General features: G+C 76.0%; 17 protein-coding genes and 1 pseudogene. 11 read left to right on the plus strand and 7 right to left on the minus strand.

Going from position 1 to position 23,267, the window contains the following annotated elements; all coding sequences use genetic code 11:
* Positions 1-183: 183 nt before the first annotated feature.
* Positions 184-855: a nucleoside/nucleotide kinase family protein gene (locus ACZ4W9_RS19035; protein ID WP_467937104.1), complete on the minus strand. Its 672-nt coding sequence runs from the start codon at positions 853-855 to the stop codon at positions 184-186.
* Between the two features lie 85 nt (positions 856-940).
* On the opposite strand from ACZ4W9_RS19035, the gene ACZ4W9_RS19040 reads away from it, so the two are divergent.
* The 5 genes from ACZ4W9_RS19040 (at position 941) to ACZ4W9_RS19060 (ending at position 7,581) form a co-directional block, all read left to right on the plus strand.
* Positions 941-1,681: an HAD family hydrolase gene (locus tag ACZ4W9_RS19040; protein WP_467937106.1), complete on the plus strand. Its 741-nt coding sequence runs from the start codon at positions 941-943 to the stop codon at positions 1,679-1,681.
* Complete coding sequence (locus tag ACZ4W9_RS19045; RefSeq protein WP_467937108.1) at positions 1,678-4,041, plus strand: glycoside hydrolase family 65 protein; 2,364 nt, start codon at positions 1,678-1,680, stop codon at positions 4,039-4,041. The genes ACZ4W9_RS19040 and ACZ4W9_RS19045 overlap by 4 nt, the downstream gene beginning before the upstream one ends.
* Before the next feature lie 234 nt (positions 4,042-4,275).
* Positions 4,276-5,736, plus strand: coding sequence for a hypothetical protein (locus ACZ4W9_RS19050; RefSeq protein WP_467937110.1), 1,461 nt, complete (start codon positions 4,276-4,278; stop codon positions 5,734-5,736).
* Complete coding sequence (locus ACZ4W9_RS19055) at positions 5,733-6,680, plus strand: lysylphosphatidylglycerol synthase domain-containing protein (RefSeq protein ID WP_467937112.1); 948 nt, start codon at positions 5,733-5,735, stop codon at positions 6,678-6,680. The genes ACZ4W9_RS19050 and ACZ4W9_RS19055 overlap by 4 nt, the downstream gene beginning before the upstream one ends.
* A 424-nt stretch (positions 6,681-7,104) precedes the next feature.
* On the plus strand, positions 7,105-7,581 hold the full coding sequence (locus ACZ4W9_RS19060; protein WP_467937114.1) for a DUF5709 domain-containing protein: 477 nt from the start codon (positions 7,105-7,107) through the stop codon (positions 7,579-7,581).
* 25 nt (positions 7,582-7,606) lie between these two features.
* Here ACZ4W9_RS19060 and ACZ4W9_RS19065 read toward each other — a convergent pair whose 3' ends face one another.
* The 3 genes and pseudogenes from ACZ4W9_RS19065 to ACZ4W9_RS19075 form a co-directional block, all read right to left on the minus strand.
* The gene (locus ACZ4W9_RS19065) at positions 7,607-7,786 is read right to left on the minus strand and encodes a hypothetical protein (RefSeq protein WP_467937116.1); all 180 of its coding nucleotides are present in this window, start codon (positions 7,784-7,786) and stop codon (positions 7,607-7,609) included.
* Positions 7,787-7,878: 92 nt separating this feature from the next.
* Positions 7,879-8,202 (minus strand): annotated as a pseudogene (locus ACZ4W9_RS19070) (MBL fold metallo-hydrolase); the annotation flags it as partial.
* Positions 8,203-8,396: 194 nt separating this feature from the next.
* Positions 8,397-8,603 carry a hypothetical protein gene (locus tag ACZ4W9_RS19075; protein WP_467937118.1) on the minus strand — a complete coding sequence of 69 codons (207 nt, stop codon included), beginning with the start codon at positions 8,601-8,603 and terminating at the stop codon, positions 8,397-8,399.
* Positions 8,604-8,914: 311 nt separating this feature from the next.
* Between ACZ4W9_RS19075 and ACZ4W9_RS19080 the strand changes: the two genes are divergently transcribed.
* The 3 genes from ACZ4W9_RS19080 to ACZ4W9_RS19090 all read left to right on the plus strand — a co-directional run bounded on the left by ACZ4W9_RS19080 (position 8,915) and on the right by ACZ4W9_RS19090 (position 12,756).
* On the plus strand, positions 8,915-10,756 hold the full coding sequence (locus ACZ4W9_RS19080) for a glycoside hydrolase family 15 protein (protein ID WP_467937120.1): 1,842 nt from the start codon (positions 8,915-8,917) through the stop codon (positions 10,754-10,756).
* Positions 10,757-10,909: 153 nt separating this feature from the next.
* Positions 10,910-12,415, plus strand: coding sequence for an FG-GAP repeat protein (locus tag ACZ4W9_RS19085; RefSeq protein WP_467937122.1), 1,506 nt, complete (start codon positions 10,910-10,912; stop codon positions 12,413-12,415).
* A gap of 104 nt (positions 12,416-12,519) precedes the next feature.
* Positions 12,520-12,756, plus strand: a complete 237-nt coding sequence (locus ACZ4W9_RS19090) for a hypothetical protein (RefSeq protein ID WP_467937124.1) — start codon at positions 12,520-12,522, stop codon at positions 12,754-12,756.
* A gap of 177 nt (positions 12,757-12,933) precedes the next feature.
* Here ACZ4W9_RS19090 and ACZ4W9_RS19095 read toward each other — a convergent pair whose 3' ends face one another.
* The 3 genes from ACZ4W9_RS19095 to ACZ4W9_RS19105 all read right to left on the minus strand — a co-directional run bounded on the left by ACZ4W9_RS19095 (position 12,934) and on the right by ACZ4W9_RS19105 (position 17,388).
* A complete protein-coding gene (locus ACZ4W9_RS19095; protein WP_467937126.1) occupies positions 12,934-15,672 on the minus strand; it encodes a SpoIIE family protein phosphatase in 2,739 nt (912 codons plus the stop codon).
* A 204-nt stretch (positions 15,673-15,876) separates the two neighbouring features.
* On the minus strand, positions 15,877-16,152 hold the full coding sequence (locus ACZ4W9_RS19100; protein WP_467937128.1) for a DUF1232 domain-containing protein: 276 nt from the start codon (positions 16,150-16,152) through the stop codon (positions 15,877-15,879).
* Positions 16,153-16,182: 30 nt separating this feature from the next.
* Positions 16,183-17,388, minus strand: coding sequence for a hypothetical protein (locus ACZ4W9_RS19105; RefSeq protein WP_467937130.1), 1,206 nt, complete (start codon positions 17,386-17,388; stop codon positions 16,183-16,185).
* Positions 17,389-17,639: 251 nt separating this feature from the next.
* Here ACZ4W9_RS19105 and ACZ4W9_RS19110 point away from each other — a divergent pair, with 251 nt between their 5' ends.
* The 3 genes from ACZ4W9_RS19110 (at position 17,640) to ACZ4W9_RS19120 (ending at position 23,139) form a co-directional block, all read left to right on the plus strand.
* Positions 17,640-18,050 carry a PadR family transcriptional regulator gene (locus ACZ4W9_RS19110; protein WP_467937132.1) on the plus strand — a complete coding sequence of 137 codons (411 nt, stop codon included), beginning with the start codon at positions 17,640-17,642 and terminating at the stop codon, positions 18,048-18,050.
* A complete protein-coding gene (locus tag ACZ4W9_RS19115) occupies positions 18,047-18,319 on the plus strand; it encodes a hypothetical protein (RefSeq protein WP_467937134.1) in 273 nt (90 codons plus the stop codon). The genes ACZ4W9_RS19110 and ACZ4W9_RS19115 overlap by 4 nt, the downstream gene beginning before the upstream one ends.
* A 230-nt stretch (positions 18,320-18,549) precedes the next feature.
* Positions 18,550-23,139, plus strand: coding sequence for a hypothetical protein (locus ACZ4W9_RS19120; RefSeq protein WP_467937136.1), 4,590 nt, complete (start codon positions 18,550-18,552; stop codon positions 23,137-23,139).
* Positions 23,140-23,267 lie beyond the last annotated feature (128 nt).

A 23,267-nucleotide genomic window follows, 5' to 3' on the forward strand; every position in this document is an offset into this window, starting at 1 on the left:
GTCGCGAAGTGCGGGGTGAACGGGTGCATGTCTAAGGCCGGTTGGTGACCCCGTGGGAAGGCTCCGGCGGCCGGGGCGTGTGCGACGGGTGAACGCGCGGCCCTCTCCTCGCCCTTTCGCAGGTCTCCGGGAACGAGCCGGTGGCGGCGAAGTCCACGGAAACGAACGGGGCGGCCGACGGCGTCAGCCGCCGGACGGCAGCGCGCCGGGCGGCACCACCAGGTCCGCCCGGTCCCGGGTCGCCGCGACCAGGTCGGCGTTGCGCTGGTCCGTGCCCCGCACCCAGGCGACGGCCGCCGCGCGCTCCTTGCCGAACTCCTCGTGCCGGGCGACCAGCCGGCGGATCCGCTCCTCCTCGTCGATCTCGCAGAACCACACCTCGTCCAGGCACGGCCGCACCCGCGCCCACGAACCCTCCGTCAGCAGCAGGTAGTTGCCCTCGGTCACGATCAGCCGGGCCTCGGGCGGCACCGGGATCGCGCCCGCCAGCGGCTGCTCCAGCACCCGCTCGAACCCCGGCGCGTACACCACCTCGCCGCGCTCCTCGCGCAGCCGCCGCAGCAGCGCCGCGTAACCGCCCGCGTCGAAGGTGTCCGGGGCGCCCTTGCGGTCCCGGCGGCCCAGCCGGTGCAGTTCGGCGTCGGCGAGGTGGAACCCGTCCATCGGCACCCGCGCGGCCCACGGTGCGCCGTCGCGGTTCAGGGCCCAAACCAGCCGCTCGGCGAGGGTCGTCTTGCCCGCCCCGGGGCTGCCCGCGATGCCCAGCAGGGCACGCCGGCCGCCTTGGGGCAGGGCCCGGGCCCGGGCGACGAGGTCGTCGAAGGTGCGCGGTACACGGTCGCTGGTCACAGACACACCGGACAGTGTGTCACCACCCGTCCGGGCCGGATGTGGTGTGCGCCACCCACTGGAGCGCCCCGGACGGGGAACAGTCCTCGGTATGACTCAGCTCGGTCTGCCCGACACCATCCAGGCCTGCCTCTTCGACCTCGACGGGGTCGTCACCCAGACGGCCGTCGTGCACGCGGCGGCCTGGAAGGAGACGTTCGACGCGTTCCTGCGGGACTACGACGGCGAGCGGGGACGGCCGTTCGACGCCCACGCCGACTACGACGAGTACGTGGACGGCCGCCCCCGCGCCGACGGCGTCCGCGCCTTCCTCGCCTCCCGCGACATCCACCTGCCCGAGGGCGAGCCCGACGACCCGCCGGACGCTCCCACCGTGCACGGCCTCGGCAACCGCAAGAACGCGCTGCTGCTGGAGAAGATCCGCACCGGCGGGGTCGAGGCGTACGAGGGCACCGTGCGCTATCTGGAGGCCGTCCGCGCCGCGGGCCTGCGCACCGCGATCGTCTCCTCCAGCGCCAACTGCCGGGACGTGCTGCGCTCGGTGGGCGCCGAGCACTTCTTCGACGTGCGGATCGACGGCGTGGTGGCGACCGAGCGGAACCTGCCGGGCAAGCCGAACCCCGACACCTTCCTCGCCGCCGCCCGGGACCTGGGCGTCGAGGCGTCCCGCGCGGCCGTGTTCGAGGACGCGCTGGCCGGCATGGACGCGGGCCGCGCCGGTGGCTTCGGCTGTGTCGTCGGCGTGGACCGGGTGGGCCAGACCGACGCGCTGTACGCGCACGGCGCCGACATCGTCGTCAAGGACCTCGCCGAGCTGGGAGGCGCAAGGTGATCACCGACCGGTCGTACGCCGTCGAGCCCTGGACCGTCCGGGAGACCACCCTCGACCTCGGCGTGCTCGCCCAGAGCGAGTCGGTGTTCGCGCTGTCCAACGGGCACGTCGGCTGGCGCGGCAACCTCGACGAGGGCGAACCGCACGGCCTGCCCGGCAGCTACCTCAACGGCGTCCACGAGGTGCACCCGCTGCCGTACGCGGAGGCCGGCTACGGCTATCCGGAGTCCGGGCAGACCGTCATCAACGTCACCAACGGCAAGGTCATCCGGCTGCTGGTGGACGACGAGCCGTTCGACCTGCGCTACGGCCGGCTCGTCGCCCACGAACGCGTCCTGGACCTGCGCCGGGGCGTGCTGGAGCGGACCTGCGAGTGGACCTCCCCGGCCGGCTCCACGGTCCGGGTGCGCTCCACCCGGCTGGTGTCGCTGACCCAGCGCGCGGTGGCCGCCGTCGCCTACGAGGTGGAGGCCGTCGGCGACCGCAGCCGGGTGGTGATCCAGTCGGAGCTGGTCGCCAACGAGAGCCTGCCCGAACCCGACGGCGACCCCCGTGCCGCCCGCGCCCTGAAGTCTCCGCTGGAACAGGAGGACCACTTCGCCTCCGGCGGCCGGTTGCGGCTGGTGCACCGCACCCGGCGCAGCGGCCTCAGGGTCGCCGTGGCCGCCGACCACGTCGTCACCGGTCCCGAACGCACCACCACCCGCAGCGAGAGCGGCATCGACGTGGCCCGGCTCACCGTCACCTCGGTGCTGGAGCCCGGACAGACCCTGCGGGTGGAGAAGCTGGTCGCGCACGGCTGGTCCGGCGCCCGGTCGCTGCCCGCGATGGCGGACCAGGTCGACGCCGCGCTCGCCGCCGCCGCGCACGACGGCTGGGAAGGGCTGCTGGCCGAGCAGCGGGCCCGCCTGGACGACTTCTGGGCCCGCGCCGACGTCGAGGTGGAGGGCGACGAGGAGATCCAGCAGGCCGTCCGGTTCGCGCTGTTCCACGTCCTGCAGGCCGGGGCCCGCGCCGAGGGGCGCGCGATACCGGCGAAGGGACTGACCGGCTCCGGTTACGACGGGCACGCCTTCTGGGACACCGAGATGTTCGTGCTGCCCGTGCTCACCCACACCGCGCCCCGGCCCGTCGCCGAGGCGCTGCGCTGGCGGTACAACACCCTGGACGAGGCCCGCGAACGCGCGGCCCAACTGGGGCTCGCCGGGGCCGCGTTCCCCTGGCGGACCATCGCCGGCCCGGAGGGCTCGGCCTACTGGCCGGCCGGCACCGCCGCCTTCCACGTCAACGCCGGCATAGCCGACGCCGTCGTCCGGTACGTCGCCGCCACCGAGGACACCGACTTCGAACGGGAGACGGGCCTGGAGCTGCTGGTGGAGACCGCCCGGCTGTGGCGCTCGCTCGGCCACCACGACTCCCACGGGGTGTTCCACCTCGACGGCGTCACCGGCCCCGACGAGTACAGCGCGGTCGCCGACGACAACACCTACACCAACCTGATGGCCCGGCAGAACCTGCGCGCCGCCGCCGACGCGGCCGAACGCCACCCGGACCGGGCCCGCGCGCTCGGCGTGGACGAGGAGGAGAGCGCGGCCTGGCGGGACGCCGCCGACGCCCTGCACATCCCCTACAACGACGAACTCGGCGTCCACGAACAGCACGCCGGGTTCACCCGCTACCAGCGCTGGGACTTCGACGCCACCCGTCCCGACCAGTACCCGCTGCTGCTGCACTTCCCCTACTTCGACCTCTACCGCAAACAGGTCGTCAAACAGGCCGACCTGGTGCTGGCGATGTACACCTGCGACGACTTCTTCGAGCAGGAGTACGGCGAGGAGCAGATCGCCCGGAACTTCGCCTACTACGAGCCGCTGACCGTCCGCGACTCCTCCCTGTCCGCCTGCTGCCAGGCCGTCGTCGCCGCCCGGACCGGGCACCTGGACCTCGCCTACGCCTACGCCACCGAGGCGGCGCTGATGGACCTCCAGGACCTGGAGCACAACACCCGTGACGGGCTGCACATCGCCTCGCTCGCCGGCACCTGGATGGCGCTGGTCGCCGGGTTCGGCGGCATGCGACGCGACGGCGACGGGCTGCGGTTCGCCCCCCGCCTGCCCGAACGGCTGCGCCGCCTCGCCTTCCACGTCGGGTTCCGGGGGCGCCGGCTGCGCGTGGAGATCGGCGCGGACAAGGTGACGTACGCGCTGCTGGACGGCGAGCCGCTGAAGATCCGCCACCACGGCGAGGCGCTGACGGTCACCACCGACGAGCCGGCCGTCCGCCCCGTACCACCGGTGGTGCGCCGGGTCACGCCCGCCCAGCCCCGGCACCGGGCGCCGAACGCGGGTGCGCAGCGGTGACCCGGGAGACCGCCGCAGGGGTACCCCGGTCGCCGGGAGCGGGTCGTACCCGGCTGATCGCGCGGTTCCCCGCGCCGCGCGGCGCGTAGGGCCGTCGGCCGGATGGCCCTGCCCGCCGGGCACGGCCGGGTGATCCGCGTCGGTCCGGTCGCGTTTTCCCCGCCCGCCTCCCGGCGCCCGAGGGGCGGCGGGGGACAGTGGACCCCACGACCCGTAGGGACGCGAGGGGTGGTCATGGCCGACAGCGGGCACGCGACACTCGACGCGGTGAGCCACGCGCGCTCCCGCCGGGCGCGCTCCGGCCCCGCTCGTACCGCCTGGCCGCTCGCGGCCGTCGCCGCCGCCTTCACCCTGGCCCAACTCCTGCTCGTGCCGCCCGGCATGGGACTCGGCTGGGACGAGACGGTGTACGTCAGCCAGGTCAGCGGCCACGCCCCTGCCGCCTTCTTCAGCGCCCCCCGCGCACGCGGCGTCTCGCTGCTGGTCGCCCCCGTGGCGTCCTGGTCGTCGTCCACCGCGCTGCTGCGGCTCTACCTCGCCCCGCTGTCCGGCCTCGCCCTGTTCTGGGCCCTGCGCGCCTGGCGCGGACTGTTCCCCGTCCGCGTCCTCGCCCTGGCCGGCGGCCTGTTCGCCTCCCTGTGGGTGACCCTCTTCTACGGCCCGCAGGCCATGCCCAACCTCTGGGTCGCCCTCGGCGCCCTGGCCGCCGTCGGCTGCTTCGCGCACGCCCGCGCCGACCGGGCGGCCCTGTGGGGCCTGGCGGGCGGAGCGGCGCTGATGGCGTGGATGCGACCGGTGGACGCGGTCTGGGCGGCCCTGCCCCTGTGCGCCGTCGGTCTGGTGCGCCGTCGGCGGGGGCCGCTGCTCGCGCTGTCGGCCGGGCTCGCCGCAGGCGCCGCCGAGTGGGTGGTCGAGGCGTACACGAGCTACGGCGGCCTGACCCGCCGGCTGGCCGACGGCTCGGCGATCCAGGGCGGCCTCGGCTGGCACCTCGCCGTCGTGGACCAACTGCGCGCCCTGGGCGGCCGGACGCTGTGCCGGCCGTGCGCCGGCGCGCTGCCGCACCCCCTGCTGACCCTGTGGTGGTTCGCCCTGCCCCTGCTCGCCGCGCTCGCCGTGGCCGTAGCCCTCCGCGCCCGGCGCCCGGCGGCCACCCTGCTGCCGCTCGGCTGCGCGGCGACCGCCGCCTTCCCCTATCTGTTCCTGATCGGCTACGCGGCGCCCCGCTTCCTGCTGCCCGCCTACGCCCTGCTGGCCGTGCCGCTCGCCGACGCCCTCGCCCGACTCCTGGCCACCCGGCGCCCGCCGGTCAGGTGGCTGGTCTGTGCCGGACTCGCCGCGCACCTCGCGGCGCAGGCTGCCGTGGCCGTGCGGACGACCGACCACACCGTCAGCGCGCGCGAGGCATGGGCCCGCACCGTGGCGGAACTGCACCGCCGGGGCGTCCGCCCGCCCTGCCTGCTCACCGGGCACGAGGCCATCCCGGTCGCGTTCGCCGCCGGCTGCGCCTCGGCCGCGACCGCCGGACCCAACGCCGGCACCACCCGGGACGCCCTCACCCGCGCCGCCCGGCGGATCCCGGTCGCCGCGCTGGTGCCGCCCGGGGCCACGCCGCCCGGCTACGCCCGCGGCTGGACCTCCGCGGCCGTCGGCGCGGTCCGGCTGTACTACGTCGTCCCGGGCGCCGGCTCATGACCTCGCCGGCCGGCCTCACCACCGCCCTCGGCCGACGGCGCGCCTACTGGCACGCCGTCGGCTGCCTCGCCGTGCTCCTCGGCGCGCTCTACCTGGCCCGCCGGCACTGGCCCGCGGTGGAGAGCGGGGCCGGGCGGCTGGCGGTCGCCGACCACGGCTGGCTGCTGACCGGCGCGGTGGCGGCCGTGGGCACCTGGGCGGCCTCCGCGCTCGCCCAGCAGGGCGCCGTCGTGCGGCGGCTGCCCGGCCCCCGGCTGCTCGCCGCCCAGTTCGCCGCCTCCGCCGCCAACCACCTGCTGCCCGCGGGGATCGGCGCGGGCGCGGTGAACCTGCGCTTCCTGATGCGCTGCGGGCTGCCCGCCGGGCGTGCGGCCGGCGCGCTCGCCGTCAAGGCCGCCGCAGGCGCCGTCGTCCGCCTGGCGCTGATCGCCCTGCTCGCCCCGGCCTGCCCCGGGCTGCTGCGGCTGCCCCGGCCGTCCCCGGTCACGGTCGCCGCCGCCGCGGGTGTGGCCGTCCTGCTCGTGCTGTTGCTGCTCATGCCCTGGTGGTCGCGGTGCCGGCGGGTGCTCGCCACCGTCGTCGCCGACATCCGCGCCCTGCACGCCCGCCCGGCCCGCGCGGCGGCCCTGTGGGGCGGCTCCCTGGCCTTCGCCGTGCTGCACGCGCTGGTCCTCATCGCCGTCACCCGGGCCGTCGGCCTGCCGCTCGCCCCGCTCCAGGTGGCGCTGCTGTACGTCGCCGCGAGCAGCGCCGCCGCCCTGCTGCCCACCCCGGGCGGGCTCGGCTCGCTGGACGCCGCGCTGGCCCTCGCCCTGACCGCCGCCGGCACCCCCGGCGCCGGCGCGGCATCCGCGGTGCTCGGCTACCGGCTGCTCACGGTCTGGCTGCCGCTGCTGCCCGGTCTGCTGGTGCTCGGGGTGCTGGTGCGGCGCAAGGACCTGTGACGGCCGACAGTTCTCCCCGGTCCTCTTTCCCTCCCCACGGGGAAGCCCGGTGGTCTCCTTTACCTGCATACTACCTGCATATGAATTGCAAGTACGGAAGGATGGCGCCAGGGTGGGGGGTGCCCGCGGGACCCTCCTCCCCGGCGGCCGCCCCTGATCCGGCTCCGCCTCCTCCCCGCTCGGGCCGGGCCCACCCGCCCGGCCCCGGCACCGCGTCCGCGGCTCCCGACGCGGCAGGAGCGGATCAGGGCCGGCGAGGCCGATCTCCGGCGTGACCGATGCGCGGCGTGACCGATGCCCGGCAAGGCGGCCGGCCGCCGGGACCGACGGCCGACGGGATGCCGACGGGATGTCCACGGGATTAAGGCTCCGGCCGGGGGAAACGCGGACCGGGACAGCCCGTGAAAATCCTCAGGAGGCGACCATGAGCGACCAGCAGTCCGAGCAGACCCCCATGGCGGACGACGCCTACCAGCCGACCGGCAGCAACGAGGAACAGGAGGACGCCGGACCGCTGGACCTGCAGGACGCGGTCGGCGAGCGCACCTACGACGACATCCTCGACGAGGGCTACTCCCCGCCCGAGCGGCCCCTGGGCGTCACCAAGCACGGCACCACCGCCGCCGAGCAGCACGAGGGGGAGACCCTGGACGAACGCCTCGGCCAGGAGGTCCCGGACGTCACGGCGCCGCCCGGCGACGAGATCGGCGACCTGCCCGGCGGCGAGGGCGAACCCCTCGACCCCGAGGCCGGCACCTCCCGCGCGGGCCGCCTGGTCGCCCCGGACGAGGGCACCCACACCGACACCACCAAGGAAGAGGTCGCCCGCGACGTCGGCATCGACGGCGGAGCGGCGGGCGCCGAGGAGGCGGCGGTCCACGTGGTCGAGCGGGAACCCTGAGCCCACCGGCCGTCCGGCGCGGACGTCACCGTCCGTCGGCCGCCGCGTCGAGAAGGCGGGACAGCTCCGCGGGCTCCGTGTGGTGGACGCCGTCGATGGGGAAGCCGTCGCAGTGGACCGGCAGTACGGCCCCCGCCCCGAGCAGCCGCACGGCCACGGCTGCCTGCCGGACGCCCAGGGCGCCGGGGCACGGGCGCGGCGGCACGCAGTGCGGGAAGCACAGGGCGGTCCGGCGAAGGGGGTCAGGACGGCGTCGAACGGGCCGTACCGGTGCGCGGCACGCCACCAGTAGCCGTGGAACATGCTGCCGCCCAGGTGGATCACGCCCTTGCCGCCGGCCTCGACGATCCACGAGACCTGCGGGTCGCCGATGTCGTCGCCCGAGGGCACGGCGGCGATGGTGAGCGGCCCGATGGTGGTCGTCCCCCCGGACGCCATCGTGCGCCGGGGCGGATTCCGCGCGCCGACTTCGCCGTCGGCCTTGAGCAGCCCGGGATTTTCGTGGTCGTCGCCGCCGAGTGACCCGGGGCGCAGGACCGGCGCGCCGGGAAGCAGGGCGCGGGCGGGGGCGGTGGCCTCCGCGTGGTCCCGGTGCAGGTGCGTGCGGAGCCCGGCCACCACCCCCGCCCTCCGCGCGCGGGCGCGTCACCTGCGGCAGCGGTGCCGAGAACCCGGCGCCCTCCCGTTTCGATCTCCGCCCCTGTCCACGGAAGCGACCGTCTGCGGCGGCGCCGGTTCGCCGGACAGCGCGGGCCGGGCGCCACTCGCACCCGGCCCGCCGGCCCGTCCCTCTCGCGTCGAAACCCCGGACCGCCCTAGGGCAGCAGCCTCTCGATGGCCGCCGGGCCCTCCGACTCCAGCTTGCGACGCGCCCAGTCGAGGGTCTTCGGTGTGACGTCCCTGCCCGCCGCCATCACCAGGTCCTCCGGGGAGACGTCCCCGGGGGGCGCGGAGTGGAGCAGGGCGTCCGGGGTGCAGACGTCGTCCGACGCACGGGACTCTTCGGGTGTGGATGCCGACATGATGCCTCCTCCTCGGTCCGGATGACCGCATCCGTGCCGGTGCCTCCGAACGGGGCACACTCTCACCATTGCCCGCCCCGGCGCACCCTGCATCCGGAGGACGCCGTGGAGCGGGTGCGGAGCGCGTTCCCGCGCCACGCGAAACCACTCGCTCCTAAGCTGGAGAACATCCCGTGTGCGGGACGACGACATCGGCCGGGACCCGTCCCGCGGCCGGGGAAGGCACCCGGCGGCCGGGAAGGCGCCGGCGGACACCCGTGACACCCGCAGACGGGGACAACGCACCGCAATCGCTCACCGGGAGGCCGCCGATGGCCGCGACGCCGTTCGCCGAGGACACCCCCGGGCCCCGGCCCCGCTACCTGCCCATCGCCGACCACGGCCTCATCGGCGATCTGCGCAGCGTCGCCCTGGTCGGCACCGACGGCACGATCGACTGGTACTGCTGCCCCTCCTTCGACTCCCCGAGCGTCTTCGCGGCGATCCTCGACGCCGAGCGCGGCGGACGCTACGAACTGGCCGCCGCCGTGCCCGCGCGCACCAAGCAGTTCTACTTCCCCGACACCAACGTGCTGATCACCCGCTTCTTCACCGACGAGGGTGTCGGCGAGGTGCAGGACTTCATGCCGGTCGGCTGCGACGAGACCCTGGAGGTGACCCGGCACCGGCTGATCCGGCGCGTGGTGTGCGTCCGCGGCACCGTCCCCTTCCGCGCCCTGATCGCCCCGCGCTTCGACTACGGCGCCGCCCCGCACACCCTGCGCACCGTGGACGGCATGGTCTTCTTCGAGTCCCCCGCCCTGTCCCTGGCGCTCACCTCGACCGTCGGCATGGAGAGCGACGGCCGGGACGCGTGGGCCGAGTTCAAGCTGGGCGAGGGCGAGACGGCGGTGTTCGCCCTCGACCAGCTCGGCGCGCGGGTGCCGCCCCGCGGCTGCGCCCACGCCGAGGCGGAGCACGAGTTCAACGCCACCGTGGCCTACTGGCGCCGGTGGCTGCACCAGTCCCGCTACCGGGGCCGCTGGCGCGAGATGGTGCACCGCTCGGCGCTCACCCTGAAACTGCTCACCTACGCTCCCACCGGCGCCATCGTCGCCGCGCCCACCACCAGCCTGCCCGAGCAGCTCGGCGGCGAACGCAACTGGGACTACCGCTATGTGTGGGTCCGCGACGCCGCCTTCGCCGTCTACGCCCTGCTCCGGCTCGGGTTCAGTGGCGAGGCCGAGGCCTTCATGAGGTTCCTGACCACGCACATCAGCCCCGGCGACGGCGCCGCCTCGGGCCCGCTTCAGGTCATGTACGGCATCGACGGCCGCGCCGACCTGCCCGAACGCGAGCTGCCCCACCTGGAGGGACACCTCGGCTCCGCGCCGGTCCGGGTCGGCAACGCCGCCGCCGACCAGCTCCAGCTGGACATCTACGGCGCGCTGATCGACTCCGTCTACCTCTACGACAAGTGGGCCCAGCCCATCTCCAGCGGGCAGTGGGACGACCTGTGCCACCTCGTCGACTGGCTGTGCGATCACTGGGACCAGCCCGACGAGGGCGTCTGGGAGACCCGCGGCGGACGCAAGACCTTCCTGTACTCGCGGCTGATGTGCTGGGTCGCCATCGAACGGGCCATCCGCCTCGCCAACCACCGCGGCCTGCCCGCCGACCACCGCCGCTGGCGCCAGGCCCGGGACGCCGTCTACCGGCGGATCATGGACCGCGGCTGGTCCGAACGCCGGGGCGCCTTCGTCCAGTACGAGGGCGCCGACGTCCTCGACGCCTCCGTGCTGATGATGCCCCTCGCCAAGTTCATCGCCCCCACCGACCCCAAGTGGCTGTCCACCCTGGACGCCCTCACCGAGGACCTCGTCTCCGACTCCCTCGTCTACCGCTACGACCCCAAGGTCAGCCCCGACGGCCTCCGCGGCGACGAGGGCACCTTCTCCATCTGCTCGTTCTGGTACGTCGAGGCGCTGGTCCGGGCCGGCCGGCTCGACGAGGCGCGGCTGGCCTTCGAGAAGATGCTCACCTACGCCAACCACCTCGGCCTGTACGCCGAGGAGATCGGCCGCACCGGCGAGCAACAGGGCAACTTCCCGCAGGCGTTCACCCATCTGTCCCTGATCAGCGCCGCGTTCAACCTGGACCGCGCGCTCGGCTGAACCGGCCGTTCGTCCCGGCGCGGCAACGGCTGTCACCGCCGTGTCACAGCCGGTCCGCGCCTCACAACCACCCCCGCCCCCGCCGGGTCGAACCCTGCACCGGCACCGACCACTCGGCTGACGGACCATCACTCACCTCCGGGGGTAAGGGACATGACCATCAACACGCGCCGCACCGCGGGCTCCGCCGCCGTCGCGGCGGCCTCCTTCCTGCTGCTGGCCTCGGCCGGCGTCCTCGCCGCGGCGGCCGCGTTCGCGGGCGTCCCCGGCGGTACCTCGGCCGCCGACCGCAACAGCGACTTCGACGGCGACGGCTACACCGACCTGCTCACCGGCGTTCCCGAGGGCACCGTCGACGGCAAGGAGGGCGCCGGCTACGTCACCGTGCAGTACGGCGCCCCGAACGGCATCGGCAGCGCCACCACCGTCCCCAGGGGGCGGGTGAAGGTCATCAGCCAGTCCACCCGGGGCGTGCCCGGCACCTCCGAGTCCTGGGACGACTTCGGCCAGGCCGTCGCCACCGGCGACCTGGACGGCGACGGCTACGACGACGCGGTGATCGGCGCGCCCGGCGAGGACGAGGGCACCGTCGCCGACGCCGGCCGGGTCACCGTCCTGTACGGCTCGCAGCAGGGCCTCGGCGCCGGACCGAACGCCTCGGTCACCGCCGCCCGGCCCACCGCCGGCGCCCGCTTCGGCCTCGCGGTGGCCGCCGCCCGGTTCACCGGCGACGTCGACTCCGACCAGCTGGCGGCCGTCGACCAGAACGTCGGCCTCACCGCGTTCACCTGGCACGCGGGCGTCCTGCGGCGGGTCGGCGCCCCGCACTCCACCGGTCACCGGCTCCAGCCCGGCTACGTCACCACCGGCGACTACGACCGCGACGGCTTCGCCGACCTGGTCGTCTCCGGCTACAGCCCCGACGACGACTACACCAAGGGCTGGTCGGCGTACTACGCGGGCGGCCCCGAGGGCCTCGCCTACCGGCGCGACCTGCACGGCGGTCTCGGCTCCGCCTCCGGCGACCTCGACGGCGACGGCTACGACGACCTCGTCCTCGGCCAGCTCGGCGCCGCCGACGAGACCGGCGGCGACGCGGACGCCCCCGGCGGCCTGGTCGGCGTCTACTACGGCGGCGCGGACGGCCCGGCCGGCACCCAGGGCCCCGGCACCGCCCCGCAGTGGTGGTCGCAGAACTCCCCGGGCGTCCCCGGCACCGCCGAACAGGGCGACGCGTGGGGCGCCGACCTGTCCGCCGCCGACGTGGACGGCGACGGCTACGCGGACGTGGCGGTCGGCGCGCCCGGCGAGGACGTCGGCACCGTCGCCGACGCCGGCGCCGTCTGGCTGCTGCGCGGCTCCCGCACCGGCCTCACCGGCACCAACGCCCGCTCCTTCGACCAGAACACCGCCCACGTCCCCGGCACCGCCGAGGCCGACGACGCCTGGGGCACGCAGGTCCGCCTCGTGGACACCGACGGCGACGGCCGCGCCGAACTGCTGGCCGCCGCCCCCGGCGAGAACGCCGGCGACGGCGCCGTCTGGCTGCTCCCGGCGAGCGGCGACGGCCCGCTCGCCGAGGGCTCCTGGTCCTACGGCGCGGCCGACCTCGGCGCCGCGGCGCACGCGTCCCGCTTCGGCGCCGTGATCGACGAGTGACGGCACCCGGCCGGGATCGCCCGGTGTGCCCGCAGGCCGCACGGGTACCCGGGGGCTCCCACAGCGGAATCGCCCCGAGTCTCGACAGAGGGAGGAGACCCCGCATGACCAGCACCAGCGAGACCGGCGACGTCACCGGCACCCGGGACAAGGACTACAACCTCATCTGGTACGTCGAGGCGTGCCTGAGCAACGCCCTGCGGCTGGAGCAGTACGTCCAGGACGCCGAACGGGACAAGGACAACGAGGTCGCGGAGCTGTTCCGCAAGGCCCAGTCCGACAGCCGCAAGGGCGCCGAACTGGGCAAGCAGCTCCTGCGCTCCCGCCTCGGCGGCGGCTGACGGCGTCTTCGCCCGGGCGTACCGGGGAACCCGGGACGGGCCCGGCGGACCGCACCCGCACGCGGTCACCGCGCGGCCACGCGCCGGCCACGGCCGTGGCGAACGCGGTGGAGGCGGCGGTGTCGTCCGCCGGGCCCTCGCCGTCCCCGGGACCCCGCCCGGACAGCTCTCCGCGCCTCACGGCAGCGGCTGTTCCGCCCAGATCACCTTGCCGTGCGGGGTGTACCGGGTACCCCAGCGTTCGGCGAGCTGCGCGACCAGGAACAGGCCCCGGCCGCCCTCGTCGGTGCTCGCCGCGTACCGCAGATGCGGCGAGGTGGTGCTGCGGTCGGAGACCTCGCAGATCAGCGTGCGGTCGCGCAGCAGCCGTACCCCGATCGGGCCGCGCCCGTAGCGGATGGCGTTGGTGACCAGCTCGCTCAGGATCAGCTCCGTCGTGAACGCCAGCTCCTGAAGGCCCCAGTCGGCCAGCCGCCCGGTCACCGAGGACCGCACCCGCGCCACCGCCGCCGGATCGGTCGGCACCTGCCACTGCGCGACCCGGTCCCCGTCCAGCACCCGGGTGCGGGCCACGATCAGCGCCACGTCGTCGCTCGGCCTGGCCGGCAGCCGGTCCAGCACCGCCCGGCAGGTCTCCTCCGCGGAGGCGTCCGGCGTCCGGCGCAGGGCGTCGCCCAGCAGGGCGAGCCCCTCGTCGATGTCCCGCTCCCGGTCCTCCACCAGACCGTCGGTGTACAGCACCAGCCGGCTGCCCTCCGCCAGCTCCAGCTCCGCCGTCTCGAACGGCAGCCCGCCCAGGCCCAGCGGCGGACCCGCGGGTACCTCCGGGAACTCCACCGTGCCGTCCGGGCGCACCAGCGCGGGCGGCGGATGGCCGGCCCGGGCCAGGGTGCACCGCCGGGACACCGGGTCGTAGATCGCGTACAGGCAGGTCGCGCCCGTCACCACGGCCCCGCCCGCCACCGCGGTCTCGTCCTGGTCGAGCCGCCCCACCAGCTCGTCCAGCAGGCCGAGGAGTTCGTCCGGCGGCAGGTCGAGCGCCGAGAAATTGTGCACGGCCGTCCGCAGCCGGCCCATCGTCGCCGCCGCGTGCAGCCCGTGCCCCACCACGTCCCCGACGACGAGCGCCACCCGGGCCCCCGACAGCGGCAGCACGTCGAACCAGTCGCCGCCGACCCCGGCCTGGGCCGGCAGATAGCGGTAGGCGATCTCCAGGGCGCCCTGCTCGGGCAGGGACCGCGGCAGCAGGCTGCGCTGGAGGGTGACGGCCATGCTGTGCTCACGGGTGTACCGGCGGGCGTTGTCGATGGACACCGCCGCCCGCGCCACCAGCTCCTCCGCCAGGGACACCTCCTCGGCGTCGAACGGCTGCGGCTTCTCCGCCCGCCAGAAGTTCGCCACGCCCAGCACCAGGCTGCCGGCCCGCAGCGGCACGGTGATCAGCGAGTGGATGCCGTAGTCCAGCACCTGGTCGGTGCGCTCCAGGTCCTGCGCCCGCCAGCCGGGCGCCTTGCGCAGCCGCTCCACCACGACCGACTGCCCGGTGGTCAGCGCGCGGGACTGGGGCGAGGTGGGCACGAACCGGATCCGCTCGCCGAGCGGGTACAGCGGAGCGTCCTCGCGCACCCCCGCGCAGGCCGTGCGGCGCAGTGCCGTGCCCGGCCGGGGCTCCTCCCCGCCCAGCACCGCGTCGAACAGGTCCACGGTGGCGAAGTCCGCGAACCGGGGCACCGCCAGCCCCGCCAGTTCCTCGGCGGTCCGCGACACGTCCAGGCTGGTGCCGATGCCCACCCCGGCGTCGTAGAGCATGTTCAGCCGTTCCCGGGCCACCTCCGCGCGGCCCGACAGGGCGCGCAGTTCGGTGGAGTCGCGCAGCGTGGTGACGCTGCCGGCCGGACCGCCGCGCAGGTCCGTGGGCCGCTGGTTGATCGCCAGCAGACGGTCCTTGACCAGGTGCACCTCGTCGGTGGCCACCCGCCCGGAGGCCAGCAGGTCCGCCGTCTCGTCGTCCAGGCCCAGCTCCCGCACGTGCCGCCGCTCGGCGTCCGCGGGCAGGCCGAGCAGCCGGTGGGCCTCGTCGTTGGCGAGCAGCAGCCGGCCGTCCCCGCCGACGATCAGCACGCCCTCGCGGACCGCGTGCAGGACCGCGTCGTGGTGCTCGTACATCCGGGTCATCTCGTACGGCCCGAGCCCGTGCGTCTGGCGCAGCAGCCGTCTGCTGACCAGGGCCGTGCCCGCCGTCGCCAGCGCGAGCGCGGCGGCGGCCGCGGCGAGCAGCAGCGGCAGCTGCCGGTCGGCGGTGCCGCCCACGTGCGCGGTGGTGATCCCGGCGGACACCAGCCCCACCACCTTGCCCGCCGGGTCCCGCACCGGCACCACGACCTGCACCAGCGGGCCGATGGTGCCGCGGATGTGCTCGGTGACCGTCCGGCCGGCCAGGGCAGGCGCGATCGTGCCGACGAACTTCTTGCCGATGCGGTCGGTCTTGGGGTGCGTGTAGCGGATGCCGTGCGTGTCCATCACCACGACGAAGTCCACGCCGGTGGCCGTACGGGCGGCCTCCGCGCGCGGCTGGAGCACGGCCGTGGGATCGGGGGAGCGCAGGGCCTCGGCCGTGCCCGGCGCGTTGGCGAAGGTCTCGGCCACGGCGAGGGAACGGCCCGCGGCCTCGACGTCGGTGTCGTGCCGGACCTGGAGCACCTGGGCCACCACCGCCGAGACGACCAGCAGCAGCACGATCACCACTTGCAGGACGAACACCTGGCCGGCCACGCTGCGTCCGGTCACCGCCGGCCGGAGCACCCCGGGCCGGTCGCCGCCCGCGTCCGGTGCCGGGCGCGGCGGACCGTGCGGTGCGCGCGGGTGCCCGAACGTTCGGGGCGGCCGGCGAGCGGACCGGCCGGGCAGTCGCACCATGTGCCCATGTCTACACTGCCCGGCGCCGTCAGGCGAGGCCGTCACCCGGGGCGCCGACGCCCGACCGGGGGAGCCGGAGCTCCGGTGGGCGGGAGGGTACGGGGGCGCCGGGTGCGTGGCCGGCAGTGGTCACCGGCGCGGGGGGAGCGCCGGACGGCCGGACCGTGGACGAGGGGGAGCGGTACCCGCGGGGGGTGCGGCGCGTCACACCTCGGGTGTCCGGCGTGGCAGCGGCAGGCTGCGCAGGGCGAGCAGCAGGACGCCGATGTCGTCCAGGTACACCGGGTCGGGCAGCAGGTCGGTGGGCAGCAGCAGGTAGGCGACCGCGCCCCAGAACACCCACCGGGGGCCCGTCGGCAGCCCCGCCCGGCGCAGCGTCCGCCGGGTCCGTACCAGCCGCACCAGCAGGGCGACGGCGACGGCGAGCAGCGCCACGCCGACGCAGGCCGCGATCAGCACAACGGTGTGGGTCGTGTTCATGGGGGCTCCTTGTCCGGCCGCCGGGAGCGGTCAGGACGGCTTCTCGTCCCCGGGCACCGGGGTGTCGTCCGGTGCGCCGGTGCCGTCGGCCGCGTGGGTGTCGGTCACCGTGGCGGGTTCCGGCTGCGGCCGGCCCCACGCGGTGAGTTTCAGCCGCTCGAAGGTCCGCGTCAGCTGCTGCAGCGCGCCCGGCGTCCGGGGGCCGGGCCGCTGCTCGGGCAGGGCGGGCGCGGGGACGTCACGATAGGCGGCCAGGGCCTCCAGCGCCTGCTCGGCGGCCTGCTTGTACAGGTCCCGGGACTTCGTCATGGCCTCCAGCGCGTCGGCGTACATCGCGACCAGCCGCCGCTCGCGTTCCAGCTGCTCTTGGAGGGTCATGAGGGTCCAGTTCTCGCGCAGGTCCGCCAGCGCCTCGGCGGCGTCCGGGGACAGGGGGCGGGGCAGGGCGAGGAAGCGCCGCAGCACCGCGATGAGCCCGGCCGGTTCGGAACCGTCCAGGAAGACGGTGCGCACACTGTGCTCGCGGCCGTCGTAGTCCGCCGGGGCCGGGTCCGGGGGCAGCAGCACCGCACCGCCGCGGGGCACCTCGACGCCGAGGTCCTTCAGTGCCCAGTTGACCCCGCGCAGCTGCTGTGGCGCGGCCCGGTGCTCGATCACGCGGTGCCGCAGACCGGGCGGGAACAGTCCGGTCAGCGGCAGCCGGCCCCGCTCGTCGGGCGTCATCGCCTCGTGCACGACGACATGGACGCACCACGCCTCCCGGGCCGCGTCCCGCAGCCGGCGGCGCATCTCCTTGTCGTCCTCGGGCAGCGCGTTGACGTGCCGGAAGCGCAGTCCGGGGACCGTGGGGTGGTGGTCCCAGGAGCCGTCGTCGTCCTCGCCAAAGCCGCTGTCGGGCCAGAACAGGGTCGCGGGCGAGGGCCACGCGTCGTCCCACGGCCGCTCCGCCTCCGCGACCAGCCGCCACGCGTGCCCCTGCGGGCGGTCCTGCCGCGGTGCGAGGGCCAGCCGGGCCCGCACGGTCACCGCGCCCCCGGCCCGCCACCGGGCCTCGAAGACCCGGCGGCCGGGATCCCCGGCCGCGGGCGGCTCGGCGAAGTCGTCGATGTCCCCGCTCTCCTTGTGCCGGCGCAGGGTGCGGCGGACGACCTCCTCGGGGGCGGGACCGGTGTGACGGCCCCGCACCGCCCAGAGGGTCGGCGGGACGGTGGCGTGGTCGGTGGCGGAGTTCGACATGAGCCAATCTGCTGATGGGGGCGGGTGCGCCTCCCAGTATCACCGCTCGGCGGGAGGAGAGGGCCGCGGGGTCCGTACCCCGCGCGTCGCCCGGGAGCACGCCGGTCGTACCGGTGCGCGCCGTACGCCTGGACGCGGCACGGCGTACGCCGGGTTGGGGCGGCGCACCGGTACACCCGCACAGGTGGTCCCCGGCCTGTTCTCACCCACCCCGACGCGAGATATATCGGCTGCCGATATATCTTGGGTCCATGACAGCGAAGAGCATGACCCGGGCGGCGTTCTTCGTCCTCACGGCGCTCGCCGACCGGCCCCGGCACGGCTACGGCATCCTGCGGGAGGTGGAGGAGCTGTCCGACGGGGAGGTCCGGCTGCGGGTCGGCACGCTGTACGGCGTGCTGGACCGGCTCACCGCGGACGGCCTGATCGTGCTGGACCGGGAAGAGGTCCGGCAGGGCCGGCTGCGCCGCTACTACCGGCTCACCGGCGAGGGCGTGACGGCCCTCGACGCCGAGGCCGAGCGGATGGCCGCCGGGGCGGGAGCCGCCAAGCGGCGCATCGCCGAGGGCCGCCGCGCCGACGCCCCGGCCCGTCCCGCCGCCGAGGACCCGGCCGGCCTCGAACCCCCCACCACGCCCGGACTCGCGGGAGGCTACGCATGACCACGCTGCTCGAAGCCCGCTACCGCGCCGTCCTGCGCCTCCTTCCCGCCTACTACCGGCGGGAACGGGAGGAGGAGATGCTCGACACCTACCTCTGGGGCCTCGACCGCGACACCCAGGACCAGAGCCGGCCCACGCTCGGCGAGGTGGCCGGCATCGCCGCGCTCGCCGTGCGCTGCCGCCTCGGCGGCCTCGGCCAGACGGCGGCCCTCGTCCTGCTGACCGCGGCGCTGGCCGTGACCGCGGGCCGCGACCTCGTCCGCCGCTGACCGGGCCGCCGGGATTCCTCGGCCGTCGTCGTCCGGCCCGCCGGGCCTTCCCGCTCCGGGCGGTCCGGCGTGCCGATGGAGCGTCAGGGCGCCTTTTCCCGGGGCCGGTCGGGGTTTTCCCGGTGCAACCCCGGAGAAGGACCCCGAATGTCCACAGGGCCGGGCGGACCGCTCCCGGCGGTTGTCCACAGGCCCGGACGGCTGTCGGACCCTCGTGCCAAGATCGCCGCATGCTCACTCACGACCTGCTGCCCGCCGAATCCCACCGGTCCACGACCTACGCGATCTGGGTCGCGGCCCACGACCCGGACGCCGGGAGCGCCGCCGTCGCCCTGCTCGACGAGACGGCGGCGGCGGTGTCGGCGGCGTACCCGAAGATGGGACGCTGCCTGGAGCGGCTGCGGCGGTCGGCGAGCGGGCTGCCGCCGGCCCACCTGCCCTGGTTCTGGGACACGGCGGCGCACCGCCTGCTGGGCTATCCCGGCGGTGCCGCCGCCAAGGCCTACACCCTGGCCCGCAAGGCGGAGCAGGAGCACGCGCTGCCCGTCGACCCGGGCTGGCGGAGGGCCAACGCGCTGTTCCTCGCGGCCCGGGGCGCCCTGCCGGCGAAGGAACTGAGCGAGCATCAGCGCTGGCTGGCCGGGCACCTGGAGCCCGCCGAGGCGCACGAGGAGTACGTGCGGGTGCTCACCGCCTGGGCCGCCTCCCCCGGGGACCTCCCCGCCGACCTCGCCCGCCGCGTGGCCGCGTCCGCCCGCGCCGCCGGCCTCGGCACCGAGGAAGACGCCCGGGTCCTCGGCCACGTCCTCGGCGCCGCGCGCGGCAAGGCGGTCCCGGACGCCCTGCTGGAGGCCGCCGCGGGCCCGCTCGGCGACCACCCCCAGGGCCTCGGCGTCCAGGCCGCGCTGCTCGACCTGTTCCCCGACTCCCGCAAGGACGCGGCGGCCTGGCTGCGGCTGCTGCTGCGCGGCGGCATCGTGGACGCGGTGGCGGCCGGGCACCTCGATCCCCAGGACGGCCCGGCCGGCTGGCTGAACCGGTACACGCGCACGTACCGGCACCAGAGGGTGGCCTACGGCGGTGTGACGAGCCAGCCCGTGCCCGCCGAACTCTTCGAGATCGTCACCCGGTTCGCCCCCCGGCTGCGCGCCGCCGGCACCCCGGTGGTGATCCACGAGGACCGGTACCGCTGGCCGGCCCTGGACGCCGACCTGCTGGACGCCTGCCTCGCCGAGGGCATCGAGGTGGCGGACCCCGGCGACGCGGTGGAGCTGACGTTCTGGGCCGACCGCTCGCGCCGCGATCTGTCGGCCCTGGCCGCCCACCCCGTCTTCGGCCGCCGCCTGGAGGGCACGGTGCACGAGGGGCTGCGCGGCACCGGCACGGCGATCACCCGGCTCCCGGAGAACGCCGGAATCGCCAGCGAGGTGCACGCCCGCGTCGAGGGCCTGCTCGGCGAGCTGCGCGGCGGCGGGCTCGCCGCGGCCGACGAGGCGGTCACCGAACTGGCCGGGCTGCTCGACCGGCCCACCGCCACCGCCCTGGACGGCATCGAGGAGGCACTGGCGGACCTGGACCTCACCGGCCCGCTGGCCCGCGCCCTGCGCGCCGGGCTGCCCGAGGAACTGGGCTGGCCCGCCCTGGACTCGGCCCTCGCCGGCTTCGACCCGGCCGACTCCCTCCGCGTGACCTGCACCTGGCCCGTCCTGACCGTCTACGGCGCCGACCGTGCCGTGGCCGTCGACCCCACCGGCACCCGCGCGACCTGCGCCTTCCGGGTGCCGGACGAGGCGACCGAGCACACCGTCCACTACGCCGGCGGCCAGTTCCTCGTCAGCTGGCACTCCGGCGACCGCCACACCGGTGCCCGGGCGTACTGGTCCGGCCGGCCACAGGAGGTGTTCACCCCCGAGGACGGGTACGGTCTGCGGCCGTACGGCGGACTGATCCAGGGCGGGTTCGGCTACCAGTTCGAGACCTCGGACCGCGGCGGCCGGTTCGACGGGCAGCGGGTACTGCGGCCGGGCGGACGCGCGGGCATCGGCCACCACGACTTCCAGCTGAGCGACGGCCGCCGCCTCTACAGCGCCCAGGTGTTCCACACCCGCGGCAACTGGACTCCGTACGACCCCGCGACCGGCGCGCCCGCGGCCGACCGTCCCCTGCCGGACTTCCACCGCGACCGGGACGTCCCGCCCGGCATGGAGGAGTTCGAGGGCGGCCAGTACCTCGCGGTGCTCCCCGAGGACGCCCCGCCCTCCCCGCTCGGCCAGGACGGACGGCTCGTCGGCTGCCGCGTCCTGAACCGCACCCCCTACCAGGGCCCGTCGCCGACCGAATTCCTGCTGGAATCCGTCGACGGCCGCACCGCCCGCTTCCGCAGCCGCCGCTTCGGCCGCCACCCCTGGGGTGTCCTCGGCCTCCCCGAGGGCGGCGAGGACGCCGTCACCGTCGGCGAGACCACCGTCCGCTGCCACGCCGCCGCGGACAACTCCCTGCTGTGGCAGGCGCACGGCTTCGTCCCGCCCGCCGACCGCGACCGCGACCGTCCGCCCACCCTCGGCGAGCAGGCCGGACCCGTGCCCCCGCCCGCGTTCTGGCACTTCCTCACCCCCCGGGACGCACGCTCCTCCAAGGCGCTGCGCACCGTCTCCGCCCCGACCGTGCGGGCCCTCCTCGACGCCGCCCTCGCCACCCCGGACGACGGCACGCTCCGCGACCGGGTCGCCCGGCTGCTGCCCGACGTCGGCCACCGCCGGGTGCGCGACGGCGTGATGCGCGCGGCCCGGCTCGCCGCCGGCATCCTGCGCCGCCGCGAAGACCTCTCCCGCCGCGTCGGCATCATGCGCTCCGGACCGGTCGTCACCCTGCCCGCCGACAGCCCGGACACGGCGCTCGTCCCCGCCCTGGCGGGACTGCTGCCCGACCTGCGCGCCTACGAGACCCACGCACCCGAACGGCACTGCGGCACTCTCACCGCCCTCGCCGCCGACGGCCGCTTCCTGCGCGGCGAGATCGACGACGAGACCCGCGCCCTCGCCCCGCCCGGGCGCCCCGCCGAATGGCAGGTGCTGCTCGGCGACATCGACGCCGTCGCCTGGCGGGCCGCCGTCGAGACCACGCCCTCGGACGAACGCACCGCGCTGAACGCGCTGCTGCGGACCTGGAGCGAGCAGCCCTTCGCCCGGCCCGGCGGCACCTGGCGCACCGGCCGGGCCCCGCAGGAGGCCCTGGCCGCCGCACCCGGCGCGGCGGCCGGCCCCGACCGCGGTGGACTGCGCCGCTTCGTGCAGCCGGCCGCCGGCCCGGCCCCCGCCCGCACCGAGGAGGAGCGGACGGTCACGATCACCCGGGACGACGCCGCCCGGCTCACCCGCCTCCTGGAACTGGCCGAACAGCACGGACCGGTCCCGCTGACCGCGGAGGCGCTCGCCGTCTTCTGCCGGCGCACCGGCGTGCGGCGCCCCGTCGCCACGCTGGCCCTCGCCGGCCTGCCCCGGCGCGCGGGGCACGACGAGCACACCAGGATGCTGCGCTCCAAGCCGTACAAGGCGAACAAGACCACGGCCGGGGAGTACGACGCCTTCTGCCACCGGCTCGGCCCCGACGGCCGGCGCGCCCTGCTCGCCGCCGGGCTCCCGGAGGATCCGGCCGACCTGTGGACGGCGGACGGCCCGGTCCGGGCCGCCGAGCGCATGGCCGAGGTCTGGGCGCAGCGGCTCGGCACCCGCCCCTACGTCGACGAGGAACTGGCCGACGCCCTGGAGACGGACCTCGGTCTGGGCGCCGACTGGGCCCGCGCCCTGCCCGCGGGCCGACCGCCGTCCGCCTGGGGCGGACGCGTGCTGGCCGCCGACCGGGGCGGCCGGCTCCACCTGCACCGCGCCGGGCCGGACGGCACGGCCGGGGAGTGGATACGCTCCGACCGGGCCCCGCACACCGAGGCGCTGACCGTGATCGCCTGGGCCCTGACCGAGCGGCCGGTCGGCGACCCGGCGGCCGAGGGGGCCCTGAAGCTGCACGAGCACCTGCGCGCCTGGTTCGCGGCGCCGGACACCCTGGTCGAACTGCCGGCGCTCCCGGCACTGGCCCGCGCGGTCGCCGGGGACCCGGCCTTCCGGCCCTGCGCGGGCGGCGTGCTCGCGCGCCCCGAGCCGCTGCCGGACACTGCCACGGCGGCGCCCACGGCGGTGGACGACGGGACGCTCGTGGTCGCCGTGCCCGGCGGGGACGTGTTCCTGCGCACGGCCGCCCTCGCGGACCCGGCACGGACGGCCCGGGCCCTGGACCTGGCCGACCGGCTGGACCTGCCCCGGCTCGGGCGGGAGGTGACCCGGATCCGGACGCTGCTCGACGGCGTCGCCCGGATGGCGGCCCGCGCCGCCGGCACCCCCGTGCCCGCCGGCGGCTACGAGGCCAATCCCGCGCTCAGCGTCCCCGGCCTGGTCGCCGAGGTCGCCGGGCGGCTCGGCGTGGGGGCGGACGCCGCCGCGCTGTACCTCCAGCTGTGCGCGCTCGCCCGGCCGACGGACCGCGACGTCCGCCGCTGGAACGGCTGGACGGCCGCCCGGCACAAGGCGGCGCAGGCGGAACTGGTGGCGGCCGGCGCGGTGGAGACCGGACGGCGGCCCCGCGCCGGACGCACGGCCTTCGCCCCCGGCACCTGGGAGACCCTGGAGGCACCCCATCTGCCCGTGGAGGGCGGCAAGCTCGTCACCCACGGCGCGGTCCGGGCGGGCAAGGCCGTGTACGGCCCGTTCACCCGGCTGCTGCCCCCGGTGCCGCTGCACGAACTGTTCGCGCGGGCGGCGGGAGCCTGAACGACGGCGGGGGGGGGGGGCCCCCGCCCGCCCCCCCCCCCCCCCCCCCGGGGCCGGGACACTGTGTCCCGCTCTCCCTGAGGATGGCCTGCCGCGTAGAAACCTGTCCCCAGGTAGGGGACCTTCGT

This window comes from Streptomyces sp. NPDC029296 (assembly GCF_055569255.1).